The organism is Nocardioides solisilvae (assembly GCF_003194625.1).
Taxonomy (GTDB): Bacteria; Actinomycetota; Actinomycetes; order Propionibacteriales; family Nocardioidaceae; genus Nocardioides; species Nocardioides solisilvae.
This window is the reverse complement of sequence record NZ_QHKX01000001.1, coordinates 1135638-1151858: the sequence shown is the minus strand read 5'-3', so window position 1 is coordinate 1151858 and position 16221 is coordinate 1135638. Positions and strand designations below refer to the sequence as shown.

The window sequence follows — 16221 nt, the reverse complement described above, 5'->3', positions numbered from 1 at the left end:
CGTCGCGTCGTACGGGCGCGTCAGCCGAGCGGGCGGACCGTGAGCGACTGGGCCAGCGTGCCGAAGGGACCGCGCTCGTCGTGCAGCCGGCTGCTGGTCACCCCGAGGCCGCCGGGGCCGAAGGAGACCGTGGTGTCGAAGCCCAGCCATCCTCCGGGCTCCGGCGTCCGGAAGAGGTGAGCCGTGAGATCGAGGTTGGGGAAGTGGACCGCGCGCGGGTCCTCGCGGACGGTCATCCCGTTGGCGATGTCGACGAGGCGCAGCGCGGTCGCCGTGGCGCTCACCGGCTCGTCGAGCAGGGGGACGTCCGTGCGCGCCCAGAACCGCGCCCGGCCCGGCTCGTCCTGCTCGCGGCGCAGCCGCACGCCGGCGATGAAGCCGCCCGGCCAGACGCGGCTGGGGTCCCACTCGGGCAGGGCGTCGGGCGCCGGCAGCGCCGGGAAGGTGGTGCCGGCCAGGTGCGTGGTCTCCCCCGCCGCGACCAGCCAGGCGCGCAGCACCAGGCCAGCGCGCCCGCCGTGGCTGAGCCGCGCCTCGACCAGCTCGATCGTGCGCCCGGGCCGCAGCACCCGCAGCTCGACCTCGCACGGCTCGAGCGGGAGCGTGCCGAGGATGTCGTAGGAGAGACGGCCGAGGACGAGCGGGTCGCCGTCGCGGCGCGCGAGGTGGTCGCGCTCGACCAGGTGGGCGAGGAGACCGATCGCCGGGGCGATGTGCTGCTCGCGGCTGTTCCACGCGCCGGAGACGTGCTCGGTGGGCCGGTAGACGCCCTCGTCGAGCCGCTCGAAGTAGGGCATCGTCCGTCCTCTCGTGGTCGGGTGGGTGCGCCCGGGGCGCTGGCTGCGACGGTAGTTCCGGGGTGCATCGGGGTCGCACAGCGGGGTGGGCGGCCGCCCACCTCATGCCGTCGGTGGTGACTTTTTTCGAACTGTTGTCCACAGTGTGGGCGAAGGGCGGTTCCGGGGGTCGTCTTGTCGGTGGTCGCTGGTTGAGTGGTGGGTGTCGGCAGGGCATCGGGGTCTTGCCGGTACGGCGTCCGGGGGGGCGTTCGTGACGGGGATGGGGGTCTCGGGGGATGTGGGAGCAGGCGGGTGGTCACCCGATCACGCGGGCGTGCGGCGTCATTGACGCAGCGCTCACGGAAGTGGCCGAGGCGGATCCGGTGTACCTGTCGGCGGCCGCGCAGCGCGACGCGTTGCTGACCCTCACGAAGTTGGGCGACCGGTTGGAGTCGCTGCGGATGCGCGTGATCGGGGTCGTGGGCGCACCGGGCGGGGTCGCCGAGGACGACGGGGCCAAGAGCGTCGCGAACTGGCTGGATGCTCACGCCCGGACCGGGTTCGCGGCCGGGAGCGCCGCGGAGAAGCTCGGCGAGGCGCTCTCGACCCGGTGGTGGGTCGTCGCGGCCGGCCTCGAGGACGGTCGGGTGAACCTGCCGCAGGCCCGGGTGATCGTGAAGGCGCTGGACGCGTTGGTGATCGACCCGTTGCCCGACGAGCAGGTCTCACCCGAGGTGTTGGCCCGGGTCGAGGCGCACCTGGTCGACGCGGCCGCCAGGTTCAACCCCCGTCAGCTGGAGGCCCTGGGGGTGAAGATCCTGTCCGTCGTCGCACCCGAGACGTGCGACGACCGGGAACGGAAGCTGCTGGAACGCGCCGAGAAACGAGCCAAGGCCGCCACCCGGTTGACGTTCCACAAGCGGGGTGACGGGTCCACCGACGTCCACGCCCGGGTCCCCGACCACGTCGCGGGCCGGTTGAAGACCTACCTGCAGGCCTGGACCTCGCCCAAGCAGGACGACGGCAAGGACACCGGTGCCGCCACCGGGCTGGGTGCGTTCGCACACCTCGACCCCGTGACGGGGAAACGGTTGCCGCAGGAACGGCTGCTCGGGATGGCGTTCTGCTCCTTCCTCGAAGCCGCCGACCCGACCCGGATCCCCGCCCACGGCGGTGCGGCCACCCGGGTCCTCATCACCATCGACTTCGAGGACCTCCGCGACCAGCTCGGCCACGGCACCGTCCTGAGCAACGGCGAGGACCTCACCCAGGTCAGCCCACACGAGATCAGGCGCCTGGCCTGCCAGGCCGACCTCATCCCCGTGGTGCTCGACGGCAAGAGCGTCCCACTCGACTGGGGGTCAGCCAGCAGGTTCTTCAAGCCCCACCAACGGGACGCGAAGATGCTCACCCACCAGACCTGCCAGACGAAGGGCTGCTCGGTGCCCGCCCAGTGGTGCGAAGGCCACCACGGCGGCGACAACCCCTGGGCCCACGGCGGGAAGACCAACCTCGACCAACTCCGCCTGCTCTGCCCCTGGCACCACCACCGCGCCCACGACCCCGACTACGAGACACAGTGGCTCCTCGGCGAACAGGTCACCTTCACCCGACGGCAGCGGAGGCGTGGGTGAACCGTGCGCCGACCTCGGCGACTGCCTCGACCAGCTCGGGAGGTCCTTCCACGGTGAAGGGCGCCCCGCAACCGGCCAGCACCATGAGCGGCCAGTCGAGGGAGTCGGTGCTCATCTCGAGCAGGCACCCCTCGGGGGTCCCAGTGACCTCCGCCCAGTGGCCGACCTGCGCCGCGAGCTGCTCGGCGGGAGCGGCGATGCGCACGCGGACGGCGTACCGCTGCGGCATCCGCCGGATGCCGGACCGCACGAAGGTGACCGCGTCCTCGGCGGGGAGCTCGCGCGGGCGGAAGCGCTGCCCCGTGGGAGCGGGGTCGTTGATCCGGTCGATCCGGAAGCTGCGCCAGTCCTGGCGGTCACGGTCGTGGGCCACCAGGTACCAGCGGCTGCCGAGGGCGACCAGTCGGTGCGGCTCGACGTGCCGGTATGTGGGGTCGGCGTCCCGGCCGTGGTAGCCGAAGCGCACCGCCTCGCCGTCCCGGCAGGCCTGGGCGAGCACGGTGAGCACCCCGGCGTCGACCACCGGCCGGCCCGACCACGGCCCAGGCGCCTCGGTCTGCGTGGCGAGCGCGTCGATCTGGCGTCGCAGCCGCGGCGGCATGAGCGCGACGACCTTCGTGAGCGCCTGGACGGACCAGTCCTGCACCCCGTCGACGGTCCCGCCGACCGCCCCCGCCGCGGCGGTTCGCAACCCGACCGCGATCGCCACGGCCTCCTCGTCCTCGAGCAGCAGCGGTGGGAGGGAGCCGCCGGCGCGCAGCTGGTAGCCGCCGGCGGCGCCGCGCACGGCGTCCACCTGGTACCCGAGGTCGCGCAGCCGCTCGACGTCGCGCCGGACCGTGCGCTCGCTGACCTCGAGCCGCCCCGCCAGCTCCCCGCCCGGCCAGTAGCGGTGCGTCTGCAGCAGGGAGAGGAGTCGAAGCATTCGTTCGCTCGTGCTCATGACCTCAGACTAGATCTTCATCAGGACAGAACCTGACCTGATTGGTCCCTAACGTCAGAGACATGACGACACATCACACCTCCAGCAAGGCAGATCGGGTCTCGGCGAGCCCGGCGATCGTGACCCGGGGACTCACCCGGCACTTCACGACCGGCACCACGAAGAAGGAGACGGTCGAGGCGGTGAAGGGCCTCGACCTCGAGATCGGCCAGGGCGAGCTCGTCGCCTTCCTCGGTCCCAACGGCGCGGGCAAGTCCACGACGCTCCGGATGCTCACCACCCTCATCCCGCCCACCGCGGGCAGCGCCACGGTGGCCGGCCACGACGTGGTCGCCGGGCAGCGCGAGGTGCGGCGGGCCATCGGGTACGTCGGGCAGGGCAACGGTGCCGGCCACCAGCAGCTCGGCCTCGACGAGCTCGTCAGCCAAGGTCGGGCCTACGGCCTGGGCCGGAAGGAGGCGCGGGCGCGAGCCGACGAGTTGGTCGTCGACCTCGACCTCGAGCGGGTCGCCCGTCGCAAGGTCTCGAGCCTGTCGGGCGGGCAGCGGCGGCGCCTCGACATCGCGATGGGGCTCGTCCACCTGCCCCGGGTGCTCTTCCTCGACGAGCCCTCGACGGGGCTCGACCCGCAGAACCGCGCCAACCTCCAAGGTCTGGTTGAGCGGCTGCACCGCGAGACGGGCAGCACGATCGTGTTGACCACGCACTACCTCGAGGAGGCCGACGCCCTCGCCGAGCGGGTGATCGTGATCGACCACGGCCGGATGGTGGCCGACGACACCGCGGCCCGGCTCAAGGCCCGACTGGGCGACCGGGTGACCCTCACGCTCGCCGACGAGGCGGCCGCGGCGAGCGCCGCCGTACGGGCCGAGCGGCTCCACCCGTGCGCGCGGGTGGAGCGGCGTGGCGCGTTGGTGGAGGTCCGAGCGCAGGGCGCCCACGAGCAGGCACCCGACCTGGTGGTCGACCTGCACGCCTCCGGCACGCCCGTCCTCAGTCTCGAGGTCGCGCGGCCGACCCTCGACGACGTCTTCCTCGACCTCACCGGGCGCAGCCTGCGCGAGGCCAACGAGGAGGCGACCGCCGCGGCCGCGGAGAAGGGCCCGCAGACCCAGCAGCAGGAGACCGACGAGCACGAAGGAGCGGTGGCATGACGACGTACGACGTGGGGCTCGACCCCGAGCTGGACGAGCGGACGGGGCCGACCGGACGGACCGGGCAGGGCAGCCCGAACGGTGTGCGACGCTTCGTGGCGGACACCCTCAACGTGATGGGCCGGGAGCTCAAGCCGGTCTGGCGCGAGCCGGCCTCGATCCTCTTCGCGATGGTCCAGCCGGTGGTCTTCCTGGCCCTGTTCGCCCCGCTGCTCCCCGAGCTGGCGGGCGGCGGTTCGGCGCTGCAGTGGTTCGTCCCGGGCATCATCGCGATGACGTGCCTGATGGGCGCGTCGTTCACCGGCGCCAACCTCATGGAGGAGATGCAGACCGGCTCCCACGAGCGGCAGCTCGTCTCGCCGCTCAGCCGGTCGTCGCTGCTGGTCGGGCGGGCGCTCAAGGAGGTGGTGCCGATGCTCATGCAGACGGGGGTGATCCTCGTGGTGGTGACGCCGTTCAGCTTCGACCTGCACCTCGGCGGGGTGCTGGTCGGCGCCCTGGTGCTGTCGCTGTTCAGCATCGGGATCGGTGCCCTGTCGTTCGCGCTGGCCCTGGCCTCGAAGGGGCAGGACTGGATGTTCTGGACCGTGCAGCAGACCTTCCTCTTCCCCGTGCTGCTGCTGGCCGGTGTGCTGCTGCCGGTCGAGGACGCCCCGCGTTGGCTGCAGGTCGCCTCCGACCTCAACCCGCTGACGTACGTCGTCGAGGCCGTGCGGGCGCTATTCGCCGGCACGTTCCCGGTCGACACGGTGGCGGCCGGATTCGCCGGGGGCGCGGTCGTCGCGGCGCTCGGCGTCTGGGTGGGCGTGCTGGCGATGCGCCGCTCGAGCTAGGCAGACAGGAGGACGCGGCCTTCGCCGGGGCCGGGACGTCGGTGACGTCCCGGCCTCGTCGCGAGCCATGACCGAAGACCGGATGCCGTGGCGCCGCCGCGCCCACCGATCCAGATAGTCCCCCACGTTCTGACCACGCCCGATCGGCTTGTCGCGGTCAGAACGTGGGGGACTATCCGGAGGTGGAAGAGGCGGGGTCGTGGACGACGTTGCGCAGCGGTAGTCCGGCGGCGTACGCCTCGACCTGCTCACGGGCGAGCGCGGCCATCCGGGGCAGCATGGCGGTGGTGCCGCCACCGAGGTGCGGGGTGATGAGCACCTCGGGCGCCTCCCAGAGCGGGTGCTCTGGCGGCAGCGGCTCGGGGTCGGTCACGTCGAGGGCGAAGGAGAGCCGGCCGGCGTGGGCGAGCACGGCGTCGGTGTCCAGCAGCGGGCCGCGGCCGACGTTGACGACCAGCGCCCCGTCGGGGAGGCGGGCGAGGAAGGTCTCGTCGACGAGGTGGTGCGTGCTGTCGGTGTGCGGCAGGACCACGACGACGACCTCGGCCCCGGGCAGCAGGTCGGCGAGCTCGTCGACGCCGTGCACCTGCCCCACGAGGTCGTCGGGGCGGGGGCGGCTGGCGACCCCGGTCACGACGGCCTTGCAGGCGACCATCCGCTCGGCGATCGCGCGGCCGATCGAGCCGTAGCCGAGCACCAGCACCTGCCGGTCGGCCAGGGAGCGTCGCTTCAGGTCGCGCAGCCACTGGCCGCGGGTGCGGACGGCACCGTCGATGCCGCGGAGCGAGGCGAGGGTGAGCCCGAGCGCCAGCTCGGCGGTCGCGTCGTCGTGGACCCCGGTGGCGTTGCAGAGCACCACGCCGTCGCCGTGCGCCGGGGACGGCAGCTGGGAGACCATGCCGTCGTACCCCGCCGACTGGACCTGGACGACGCGCAGGGCGGGGAGGCCGGAGAGGTCGGGCAACCCGGCGGTGCTGTACGGCGCCACGACGAGCTCGACCTCGTCGGCGCGGGGCGGCGCGCCCTTGCCGTCCCAGATGACCATCTCGACGCCCTCGACGTCACCGACCAGGTCGCGGAGGGCCTCGCTGGCGAGGGCGACGACGACACCCATCCCACGGCCTCCGCTCAGCCCAGGACCGCGGGCAGGGTGGCCGACCAGGCGTCGCGGACCTGCGCGACCGGGACGCTGAAGACGCCGTCGACCTCGAGGTCGGCACCGCCCGTGCGACCCAGCCCGCTGACCGGGACCCCGTGCCGGTGCACGAGCGCCAGCCACGCGTCCACCTTCTCCTCGGGGACCGAGACCAGCGCCCGGCCCGCCGACTCGGAGAAGAGCGCGACGAACGGGTCGCCGCCGGCGACCTTGGCGAGCGCGACCCGGACGCCGATCCCGCGGCCGAAGGTCGACTCGGCGAGGGCCTGGGCGAGCCCGCCGTCGGAGAGGTCGTGGGCGCTGGCCAGGACGCCCTCGGCGGAGGCCTCGACGAGCAGCGCGGCCAGCGCCTTCTCGGCCGCCAGGTCGACCTGCGGCGGGGTGCCGCCGAGGTGGCCGTGGACGACGTGCGCCCACTCCGAGCCCGACAGCTCCTCGCGGGTCTCGCCGAGCAGGAAGACGTGCTCGCCCTCGGCCGTGAAGTGGCTCGGCACCCGGCGGGTGACGTCGTCGATGACGCCGAGGACGGCGACGACCGGCGTGGGCAGGATCGCGGTCTCGCCCGTCTGGTTGTAGAGGCTCACGTTGCCGCCGGTCACCGGGATGCCCAGCGCGGCGCAGCCGTCCTTGAGGCCCCGGCAGGCCTCGGCGAACTGCCACATCACGTCGGGGTCCTCGGGGCTGCCGAAGTTGAGGCAGTCGGAGACCGCCAGCGGCCGGGCGCCGTTGGTGGCGACGTTGCGGTAGCTCTCCACGAGCGCCAGCTGCGCGCCGGCGTACGGGTCGAGCTTGGCGAAGCGGCCGTTGCAGTCGGTGGAGACGGCGACGCCGAGGTTGCTCTCCTCGTCGATGCGGACCATGCCGCTGTCGGCCGGCTGGGCGAGCACGGTGTTGCCGCGCACGTAGCGGTCGTACTGGTCGGTGACCCACGACTTGTCGCAGAGGTTGGGGCTGGCGACCAGCCGCAACAGGGTGTCGCGCAGCTCCTCGTCGCCGACCGGGCGCGGCAGGGCCGCGGCGGAGTCGGCCTGCAGGTCGTCCTGCCAGGCGGGGCGGGCGAAGGGGCGCTGGTACGTCGGGCCGTCGTGCGCGACGCTGCGCGGCGGGACGTCGACGACGCGCTCGCCGTGCCAGTCGATCTCGAGGCGGCCGGTGTCGGTCACCTCGCCGACCACGACCGCCTCGACCTCCCACTTGCGGCAGATCTCGAGGAAGGCCTCGACGTCGCCCGGCTCGACGACGGCCATCATCCGCTCCTGCGACTCGCTCATGAGGATCTCCTCGGGAGCCAGCGAGGAGTCGCGGAGGGGGACGCGGTCCAGGTGGACGTGCATGCCGCCGTCGCCGGCGCTCGCCAGCTCGGAGGTGGCACAGCTCAGGCCCGCGCCGCCGAGGTCCTGGATGCCGGCGACGAGGCCGGCGGCGAAGATCTCGAGGGTGCACTCGATGAGCAGCTTCTCCATGAACGGGTCGCCGACCTGCACGCTGGGCCGCTTCGCGGGGCCGCTGCTGCCGTCGGCGTTCTCGTCGAACGTCTCCGAGGCCAGGACGCTCACGCCGCCGATGCCGTCGCCGCCGGTGCGGGCGCCGTAGAGGATCACCTGGTTGCCGACGCCGGAGGCCTTGGCGAGGTGGAGGTCCTCGTGGCGGAGCACGCCCACGCAGAGGGCGTTGACCAGCGGGTTGCCGGCATAGCTGGCGTCGAAGACGACCTCGCCGCCGATGTTGGGCAGGCCGAGGCAGTTGCCGTAGCCGCCCACGCCGGCGACCACGCCGGGCAGCACCCGGTGGGTGTCGTCGGCCTCGAGCGGCCCGAAGCGCAGCGGGTCCATCACGGCGACCGGGCGGGCACCCATGGCGAGGATGTCGCGGACGATGCCGCCGATCCCGGTCGCGGCGCCCTGGTAGGGCTCGACGAACGACGGGTGGTTGTGGCTCTCCACCTTGAAGGTGACGGCGTAGCCCTGCCCGACGTCGATGACGCCCGCGTTCTCGCCGATCCCGGCGAGGGTCTTGCCGAGCGGGGTCTCCTGCGGGAGCTCGCTGAACTGCTTGAGGTGGACCTTGGTCGACTTGTAGGAGCAGTGCTCGCTCCACATCACCGAGTACATCGCCAGCTCGCTGCTCGTGGGGCGGCGGCCGAGGATCTCGCGGATCCGGGCGTACTCGTCGGCCTTCAGGCCGAGCTCGGCCCACGGCTGGGACCGTTCGGGGTCCTGCGAGGCGACGGAGACGGTGTCGAGGTTCTCGAAGACAGCGGCCACCCCCACAGCCTAGGCGACCCCGCGGGGGTCACCCGCAGCCGCCCAGAAGCGCCTTCCAGGTGTCCCGGTCGACCCGCCCCGTGACCGGCAGGCCGGAGCGCCGCTGCAGCTCGGAGACCCACTGCACGGTCTGGTCGCCGTACGAGCCGCCGACCAGCCGGTCGGGGTTGAGCCCCGCCTCGTGGAGCAGCACCTGGGCGTCGGAGACCGAGACGCCGCGCCCGATGCCGGCCCCCTCGACCCCCACCGGCCCGAGGTCGGGCAGCTTGCGCGGCGCGATCAGGCAGGCGCAGGCCAGCCGGGGACCGGCGTCCTCGGCGAGCCGGCGGACGTGGACGTCGGTGCCGCCGATCTCGTCGCGGAGGCGGCAGGCCACGCGCGAGCTGCGGAAGGGGCCCTGGTACGCCGCGGTGGCGGCGCCGTCCTGCGCCTCGCCCGCCGCCTCGGCGACGACGGCGGCCAGCTCGGCGCACCCCGCGGGGACGTCGGTCGCCGCGGGGGTGACGAGGACGTAGTCGCCCGTGCAGCCCACCGCACCGGTTTCCCCCGGTGACCCGTCTGCGTCGTCCCCCTCTGCCTCGTCCCCCTCTGCCCTGGCCGCGTCGGGGTTGGCCGCGTCGGGGTCGGCCGCGTCGGGGTCGGCCGCGGGTGCCTGGGGTGCCTGGTTCGCCGACCTGGGGGCACCGTCGGCCGCGACCTCCTGCTCGCGGTCGAGGAAGACCCAGCCGCCGGCGACCAGCCCGACGGCCAGGAGGACCACCAGGGCGAGCCCGAGGAGCCACGCGACCGCGGGACCGCTCGAGGGTCCCGCCCCTGCGGGACCGGCAGCCTCGCCCCGGCCCCCCGCGCCTCCCGCGGAGCGCGCCGCGCCCGGACCCGGGACGTCGGTCGGGTCCGGCTGGCGGGCGACGCCGCCCGGACGGACCACCGTGTGGTCGGGGGCCAGGCGCCCGACGCTCCCCGATCGCGTGGCGGACGAGCCCGGCACGACGGGGTGCCCGGCGGGGCCCGGCCCCACGGCTCGGCCGGGCTGGCCCGGTGCGTTGGAGAGTCCGGGGTAGACCCGGTCGGCGGTGTCCTCCGCGTCGTCGGGGACGGGTGTCTGGAACCACAGGAGCGCGCCGCAGGTCACGCAGGTGGGCGACACCTGCTCGGGCCCGCCGCAGTGCGGGCACGCCGTGGCCAGCCGGTCCATCTCCCCCTCCTCCGTGCGCGTCGGTGTCCGGTGACGCCTGCGTCAGGGTAGGTGAGGCCGGCGACGCTGTCGTGACCCGTTCCAGCCCGTGAGGCGGCCGGCCAGGGGTCCCGGCGAACTACGTCCCTGTAGTTCTCCGTGAACGCTGTGACGCGTGTGATTCGTGAGGTTATGGTGCCTGCGACCTCGCCCGTCTGGAGACCTCTGTCATGCGCACTGCCCCTCGTTCCCGCACCTCCGCCTGCCTCGCCGGCCTGGCCTCCCTGGCCCTCGGCGTCGGCCTCCTGGCCGCCGGCCCGGCGTCCGGCTCCCCCGCCGGCGCCGCGACGACCCCGTCCACGTCCACCGCCGTGGCCCCTGCCGCGGCGCCTGCCGCGGCCGACGCGCTGGCCGCCCGCCGCCGGGCGAAGAGGCAGAACGTCGCCACGCCGGGCGACTTCTCGGGCTACGGGTTCGACCAGTGCGTCGCCCCGACCCAGCAGGCGATGGACGCCTGGCTGGAGCACTCGCCGTTCCTCGCGGTCGGCATCTACATCTCCGGGGACTCCCGCGCCTGCCGGACGCAGCCCAACCTCAGCCCCACCTGGATCAGCACCCAGCTGGCGAAGGGCTGGCGCCTGCTCCCGATCGCCCTGGGGCCACAGGCCTCGTGCGAGCCGCGGTTCCCGCGCTACAAGGACGACTTCAAGATCTCCCCCGCGCCCGGCGACGGCAGCTACCCGACGGCCCGCGCCCAGGGCGCGGCCGAGGCCGACAAGAACGCCGCCGACGCCACGGCGTACGGGATCGCGCCCGGCAGCACGCTCTGGTACGACCTGGAGGGCTTCGACCTCACCAACACCCACTGCCGCGAGTCGGCCCTCGCCTTCGTCAGCGCCTGGGTGGAGCGGATCGAGGCGCTGGGCTACGTCAGCGGCTTCTACTCCAGCGCCGGCTCGGGCATCAAGATGCTCGACGACGCGCGGGTGAAGCGGCCCGGGCAGTTCCGGCTCCCGCAGCGGATCTGGATCGCCCGGTGGGACGGGATCGCCAACACCTCGACCACCTACATCGGCGAGGACGGGTGGCGGCCCGGGGGCCGCGTCAAGCAGTACCGCGGCGGCCACAACGAGACCTGGGGCGGCGTTACGATCAACATCGACAGCAACTACCTCGAGCTGGGGCGCGGCAGCGTCGCCGACCCCGAGGCCCGGTGCGGCGGGCTGCGCACCACCTACGCCCGCTACCCCATGCTGAAGCCGAAGCAGGCCAACGCCCAGCGGGTGCGCGTCCTCCAGTGCACCCTGACCGAGCAGGGCCACTACGCACACCGGGTCAGCGGGCGCTACAACAAGCGCACCCGCGCCGCTGCCCGCGCCTTCCAGGCGGCGCACGGGCTCACGCCGTCCCCGAAGTTCCGCAAGCGGCACTGGGTCGTGCTGCACGCGGTCGGCGACACCCCGGTGCTCAAGGTCGGGTCGGCCGGCGCGGCCGTCTTCCGCCTGCAGCGGGCGCTGAACGCCGCCGGGGCGGGCCGGCTCGCGGGCACCGGCGTCTACGACCTCGCCACCGAGGCGGCCGTGAAGGCCTACCAGGCCAAGCGCGGGCTGCCGCAGAGCGGGATCGCCTCCACGGCGACCTGGAAGCAGCTGCAGGCCGGCCGGTTCTGAGCGGGGCTCAGACCGGCGGGCCGACCGCCAGCGCGGCGAAGAAGAGGACGACGACCGCGGCCAGGCCGACCAGGAGGCCGAGGCCCGGGTGGCGCAGCAGCCACGCGGTAGGGCGCTCGACCGGGGTGCCGGGCTCGTCGGCGCGCAGCCGCCAGCGGTCGTCGAGCAGGCCCTGCCGCTCGGCGTGCCGCTCGTACCAGACCGTCACGAACGGCGGCACGGCGCAGGCCAGACCCAGCACCAGCCGGCCCAGCGGCCAGCGCTGGTCGACGGCGACCACGACGGTCGTCACGCAGTAGGCCAGGAAGACGGCGCCGTGCAGCATCCCGCCGACCCGGACCACGACCTCGGTGGTGTCGGTGACGTACTTGAGGAACATGCCGGTCAGCAGCAGCGCCCACGTGACCGCCTCGGCGGTCGCGACGGCGGTGAAGAGTCGGCGGGGCGAGAGGGTGTCCTGCGTGGTGGCGGGGCTCGTCAGGGTCACGCGAGGACCTGCTCGGCGAGGCTGGTGAAGAAGCCGAGCCCGTCGGTGCCGGGACCACAGAGCGCCTCGACGGCGTGCTCGGGGTGGGGCATCAGGCCGACCACGTTGCCGCGCTCGTTGGTGACGCCGGCGATCGCCCGCATCGAGCCGTTGGGGTTGTCGCCGAGGTAGCGGGCGACGACCCGGCCCTCGCCCTCGAGCCGGTCGAGGGTCTCCTCGTCGGCGATGTAGCCGCCCTCGCCGTTCTTGAGGACGATCGTCACCTCCTGGCCCGCCTCGTAGGCGGCGGTGAACGGCGTGCGGTTGTTCTCGATCCGCAGCCGCTGGTCGACGCAGTTGAACTTGCGGTGGTCGTTGCGGATCAGGGCGCCCGGCAGCAGGTGGGACTCGCAGAGGATCTGGAAGCCGTTGCAGATGCCGAGGACCGGCATCCCCCGCTCGGCCGCGGCGACGACCTCGGTCATCACCGGCGAGAACCGGGAGATGGCGCCGCAGCGCAGGTAGTCGCCGTACGAGAAGCCGCCCGGGAGGACCACGGCGTCGACGCCGCGCAGGTCCTCGTCGCCGTGCCACAGCGCGACGGCCTCGTGCCCCCCGATCCGGACGGCGCGCTGGGCGTCGACGTCGTCGAGGGAGCCGGGGAAGGTGACGACCCCGACCTTCATCGGCCCTGCTCCGCGAGCACCTGGCCGGCGACCTGGGCGACGGTGTGCTGCTCGACGTGGACCTCGAAGTCCTCGATGACCGGGTTGGAGAGCAGGGTCTCGGCCATCCGCCGGACCTCCTCGAGCACCTCGTCGGTGACCTCGCCGTCGACGGTCAGCTCGAACCGCTTGCCCTGGCGGATGTCGGTGACCCCGGAGAAGCCCAGCCGCGGCAGGGCACCGAGGACGGCCTTGCCCTGCGGGTCGAGGATCTCGGGCTTGGGCATGACGTCGACGACGACTGTGGCCACGTGGCAGCTCCTGGTCTGGGGGCGCGGCGTCCGCGCGGGGAGGAAGGACCGGCGTCGAGTCTACCGGCGGCCCGCGGTCACCCTGAACACGCGCCGGGACGGGGACGGGTCCCGGACGCCGTCCCGCACCGCGCGCACCGAGAAGACGTGCCGGCCGCGCTTCAGGAGCTTCGTGGAGACCCGGTACGGCGACGCGCAGGCGTTCCAGGACCGCTTGTCCACCCGGCACTGGAACGTCGCGGCCGTGGTCGAGGAGGAGAAACGGAACGTCGCCCATCCTCCCTTGCGGACCTTCTTGCGCCCCTTCACCGGACCGGTCTCTGGCCCGCCGCCGGCCTGCGCGCCGGTCGTGCCCGGGCTGCCGGTCGTGCCGGTCGTGCCGGTCGGTGTCGGCTGCGCGCTGGGCTGGGGCCCGGGGGTGGGCTGCGGCGCGGGCGTCGGGACCGGAGTGGGCTGCGGCTCGGGGGTCGGCTGCGGCTCGGGGGTCGGCTGCGGGAGCGCGGGCTTGTCGACCGTCTCGCAGTCGGCGCGGACGTCGTCGACGGCGTCGGCCAGGACCGTGTCGGTCCCCGCACCGCAGGCGACCGTGTCGGCCACCCCGTTGCGCGCGTCGACCCGGTCGTCGCCGGCGCCCGTCGAGACCACGGTCGTCCCGGCGGCGGTCGTGACGACGTCGTCCCGGTCCCCGGTGACGACCTGGAGGGAGCCACCGAACGCCCGGGCGCCGAGGGCGACGCGACCCGTGACGGTGAGCTCGACCCGCTCGATCCCCCGCACCGGCATGCTCACCCCGTCGCGCGGAAGCACGAGCGCGGAGGGGGTGAGGTCGAGGGTCGCGGGAGCTCCCATCCCGTCCGCAGTGAGGGGCTCGGCCTCGCTCACGTCGACGTGCGCCCGCCAGACGTCGGAGCCCACCCCACCGTCCACCGAGCCGTGCCGCATGGACGTGACGGCCTCGGTCGAGAGCCCGGCGAGGGCGGTGTACCGACCCTGCAGCGCGTCGTTGCCCGCGCCTCCCCCGACGATCTCGCCTCCGTCCACCACGTCGTGTCCGTCGTGGCCCTGCACCCGGTCCAGGCCGTCGGCCGTGACGACGTCCCGCACCGACGACCCGACCACCTCGTCCCGAGCGTTGTCGACCACCTGCACCTGGGTGCTGACCAGGCCGGGGAGCGCGCCGCCGGCGAGGTCGACCAGGTCGGCCGCCGTGTGCGGGTCGACCCGCAGGCTCCGCACCGTCGAGCACCCGATCAGCGGGCTCGCCGGCTCCTCGCCCTGCAGCACGACGTGCTGGAACCCGCCCGAGCCGCCGGCCGTGACCGTGGACTCGCAGGCCAGCCGGACGACGTCGGGCTGGCGGTCTCCCCGGAGCACGAGCTCGCCCGTCTCCGGGGCGAAGCCCATTGACACCCTGGCCGCGGCCGGGGCGGCGCTGAGGGTCCCGAGGAGGCCGACGGCGAGGAGCACGGAGGTGGACGGGAGGAGCACGGCACGTCTGTTCACGCGCCGCACCCTCCCACCTCCCCGAGGGCGTCCATCCCTCGGACGATTTCCGTCTCGGAAACTGGGCCGCCGCGGTTCTGGGAGGGGCGGCGGGGGCGCGTCACCCGGGCGGCGGCCCTACCGGCCCCGCACCCTGAACCTCCGGCGCGACGGGGTCGCGTCCTTGACGCCGTCGCGGACGGCGCGCACGGCGAAGACGTGCCGGCCGCGCTTCAGCAGCTGCGTGGAGACGCGGTACGGCGACGCGCAGGCGTTCCAGGACCGCTTGTCCACCCGGCACTGGAACGACGCCCCCGGGGTCGGGGAGGAGAACCTGAACCGCGCCCAGCCGCCCCGGCGCACCTTCGCGGCGCCCCGGACCTTCCCCGTCTCCAGCACGCCGCCGCCCGGGAGCAGCTGCGCCTGGCCGGCCCCGGGATCGCCCGGCTCCCGGACCGGGTCGTCGGTCGGCGCGGGGCCCTGCGTGGGCACCCCCGGGGTCGGCGGGACCGGGGTCGGGTCGCCCGGGGTCGGGTCCGGGGTCGGGTCCGGGGTCGGCTCGGGCTCCGGCACGGGCGTGGGGGTCGGCGTCGGTGCGGGCGGCAGGTCGACCACCTCGCAGTCGACCAGGACGTCGGTCGCGTCGGCGACGACGGTGTCGGTCCCGGGACCGCAGTAGACGGTGTCGACCACGCCGTTGCGCGCCCGGACCGTGTCGTCGCCCTGCGCCGCGCCGATCAGGCCGCCGCCCCGGCTCGCGTGCACGACGTCGTTCCCGCTCGACGTGACGACGGAGAAGGCGGCGCTCAGCTCCGACGCGTCGAGCGTGACGGGGCCGGCCACGGTGAGCTCGACGCGCTCGAACCCGGTGACGGGCATGCGCGGACCGCCCTCCCCCAGGGTGAGCGCCCCGTCGTCGAGGAGGAGGCTCAGGCCCTCGGTGCCGACGAGGTCGGCACGCCAGCGGTCCTGCCCCTCGCCACCGGCCACCACGGAGGACGGCGCGATCTGGACGGCGGGGGTGTCGGTGGTGAAGGGACCCGCGGGCGCCGCCACCGTCGTGTACCGGCCGAGGACGTCGTCGTCGCCCGGGCCGCCATGGGCCCGACCCGCGCCGGTGATCACGTCGGGTCCGCCGAGGCCGTGCACCAGGTCGAGGTGGTCCGCCTGCACCACGTCGCCGCCCGCCATCCCCCACACCTCGTCCGCCTCGAGGAGCGGCAAGGACTCGCGGACCACCGAGACGTGCGCTCCCGCCACCCGCGGCAGCGCGAGGCCTCGCAGGTCCACGACGTCCTCCCCCGGGCCGGGATCCACTTCGAGGCGGGAGACGTCCCCGCAGGGGACGTCCCTGAAGAGGCTCGAACCGTCCTCGAGGACGACCACGCCCGTCTGGGCGTCGCACCACAACCTGACCCCCTCGTCCACGGTGGAGCCGACCACCCGGAGGGTGCTGCCGTCGAAGTCCAGGCGCGCGGCCTGCGCCGGGGAGCCGGTCCCCACCACCAGCAGGCCCACCAGACCGTTCAGCAGCGCCCCGGCCAGCAGGGCCCGGGCCGGTCGGCCACCCGCTCGCGGGGTCGTGGGGCCCGTCACGCCGCGGCGACGGCTGGGCACGGCAGGCATGAGGGAGGGGCGCACCGGCACATCGTGGCGCAGCCGCCACCCCGGGCCGACGCCGTCTCAGCGG

Annotated in this window: 14 protein-coding genes; 4 read left to right on the top strand and 10 right to left on the bottom strand. The window is 74.1% G+C overall.

Translation table 11 applies throughout. The features are described from left to right. Window positions 1-20: 20 nt before the first annotated feature. Entirely contained in the window at window positions 21-797 is a 777-nt protein-coding gene (locus DNK53_RS05480; protein WP_110181210.1) for a thioesterase family protein, read from the bottom strand. A 365-nt stretch (window positions 798-1162) separates the two neighbouring features. On the opposite strand from DNK53_RS05480, the gene DNK53_RS05475 reads away from it, so the two are divergent. Beyond that, window positions 1163-2413: an HNH endonuclease signature motif containing protein gene (locus DNK53_RS05475; RefSeq protein WP_162599799.1), complete on the top strand. Its 1251-nt coding sequence runs from the start codon at window positions 1163-1165 to the stop codon at window positions 2411-2413. On the opposite strand, the gene DNK53_RS05470 is transcribed toward DNK53_RS05475, so the two are convergent. Further along, entirely contained in the window at window positions 2385-3356 is a 972-nt protein-coding gene (locus tag DNK53_RS05470) for a helix-turn-helix transcriptional regulator (protein ID WP_204163743.1), read from the bottom strand. The genes DNK53_RS05475 and DNK53_RS05470 overlap by 29 nt on opposite strands. Before the next feature lie 62 nt (window positions 3357-3418). Between DNK53_RS05470 and DNK53_RS05465 the strand changes: the two genes are divergently transcribed. Further along, window positions 3419-4510: an ATP-binding cassette domain-containing protein gene (locus DNK53_RS05465; RefSeq protein WP_110181207.1), complete on the top strand. Its 1092-nt coding sequence runs from the start codon at window positions 3419-3421 to the stop codon at window positions 4508-4510. Beyond that, a complete protein-coding gene (locus DNK53_RS05460; protein WP_110181206.1) occupies window positions 4507-5343 on the top strand; it encodes an ABC transporter permease in 837 nt (278 codons plus the stop codon). Before DNK53_RS05465 ends, DNK53_RS05460 begins: the two co-directional genes overlap by 4 nt. Window positions 5344-5515: 172 nt before the next feature. On the opposite strand, the gene DNK53_RS05455 is transcribed toward DNK53_RS05460, so the two are convergent. The 3 genes from DNK53_RS05455 to DNK53_RS05445 are packed head-to-tail and all read right to left on the bottom strand — an operon-like array spanning window position 5516 to window position 9958. Next, window positions 5516-6457, bottom strand: coding sequence for an NAD(P)-dependent oxidoreductase (locus DNK53_RS05455; protein WP_110181205.1), 942 nt, complete (start codon window positions 6455-6457; stop codon window positions 5516-5518). 14 nt (window positions 6458-6471) lie between these two features. Continuing rightward, window positions 6472-8763: a phosphoribosylformylglycinamidine synthase subunit PurL gene (gene purL, locus DNK53_RS05450; RefSeq protein ID WP_110181433.1), complete on the bottom strand. Its 2292-nt coding sequence runs from the start codon at window positions 8761-8763 to the stop codon at window positions 6472-6474. 28 nt (window positions 8764-8791) lie between these two features. Further along, the gene (locus tag DNK53_RS05445; RefSeq protein WP_110181204.1) at window positions 8792-9958 is read right to left on the bottom strand and encodes a peptidoglycan-binding domain-containing protein; all 1167 of its coding nucleotides are present in this window, start codon (window positions 9956-9958) and stop codon (window positions 8792-8794) included. A 209-nt stretch (window positions 9959-10167) separates the two neighbouring features. On the opposite strand from DNK53_RS05445, the gene DNK53_RS05440 reads away from it, so the two are divergent. After that, the gene (locus DNK53_RS05440; RefSeq protein ID WP_110181203.1) at window positions 10168-11607 is read left to right on the top strand and encodes a glycoside hydrolase domain-containing protein; all 1440 of its coding nucleotides are present in this window, start codon (window positions 10168-10170) and stop codon (window positions 11605-11607) included. A 7-nt stretch (window positions 11608-11614) separates the two neighbouring features. Here DNK53_RS05440 and DNK53_RS05435 read toward each other — a convergent pair whose 3' ends face one another. From DNK53_RS05435 to DNK53_RS05415, 5 genes are all read right to left on the bottom strand, one after another. Beyond that, a complete protein-coding gene (locus tag DNK53_RS05435; protein WP_239456361.1) occupies window positions 11615-12094 on the bottom strand; it encodes a DUF3817 domain-containing protein in 480 nt (159 codons plus the stop codon). After that, window positions 12091-12759 carry a phosphoribosylformylglycinamidine synthase subunit PurQ gene (gene purQ, locus DNK53_RS05430; RefSeq protein WP_110181202.1) on the bottom strand — a complete coding sequence of 223 codons (669 nt, stop codon included), beginning with the start codon at window positions 12757-12759 and terminating at the stop codon, window positions 12091-12093. Before purQ ends, DNK53_RS05435 begins: the two co-directional genes overlap by 4 nt. Next, a complete protein-coding gene (gene purS / locus DNK53_RS05425) occupies window positions 12756-13049 on the bottom strand; it encodes a phosphoribosylformylglycinamidine synthase subunit PurS (RefSeq protein ID WP_110181201.1) in 294 nt (97 codons plus the stop codon). The genes purQ and purS overlap by 4 nt, the downstream gene beginning before the upstream one ends. Window positions 13050-13109: 60 nt before the next feature. Beyond that, entirely contained in the window at window positions 13110-14552 is a 1443-nt protein-coding gene (locus DNK53_RS05420; RefSeq protein WP_162599798.1) for a hypothetical protein, read from the bottom strand. A gap of 117 nt (window positions 14553-14669) precedes the next feature. Next, the gene (locus tag DNK53_RS05415; RefSeq protein ID WP_110181199.1) at window positions 14670-16172 is read right to left on the bottom strand and encodes a hypothetical protein; all 1503 of its coding nucleotides are present in this window, start codon (window positions 16170-16172) and stop codon (window positions 14670-14672) included. Window positions 16173-16221: the final 49 nt, after the last annotated feature.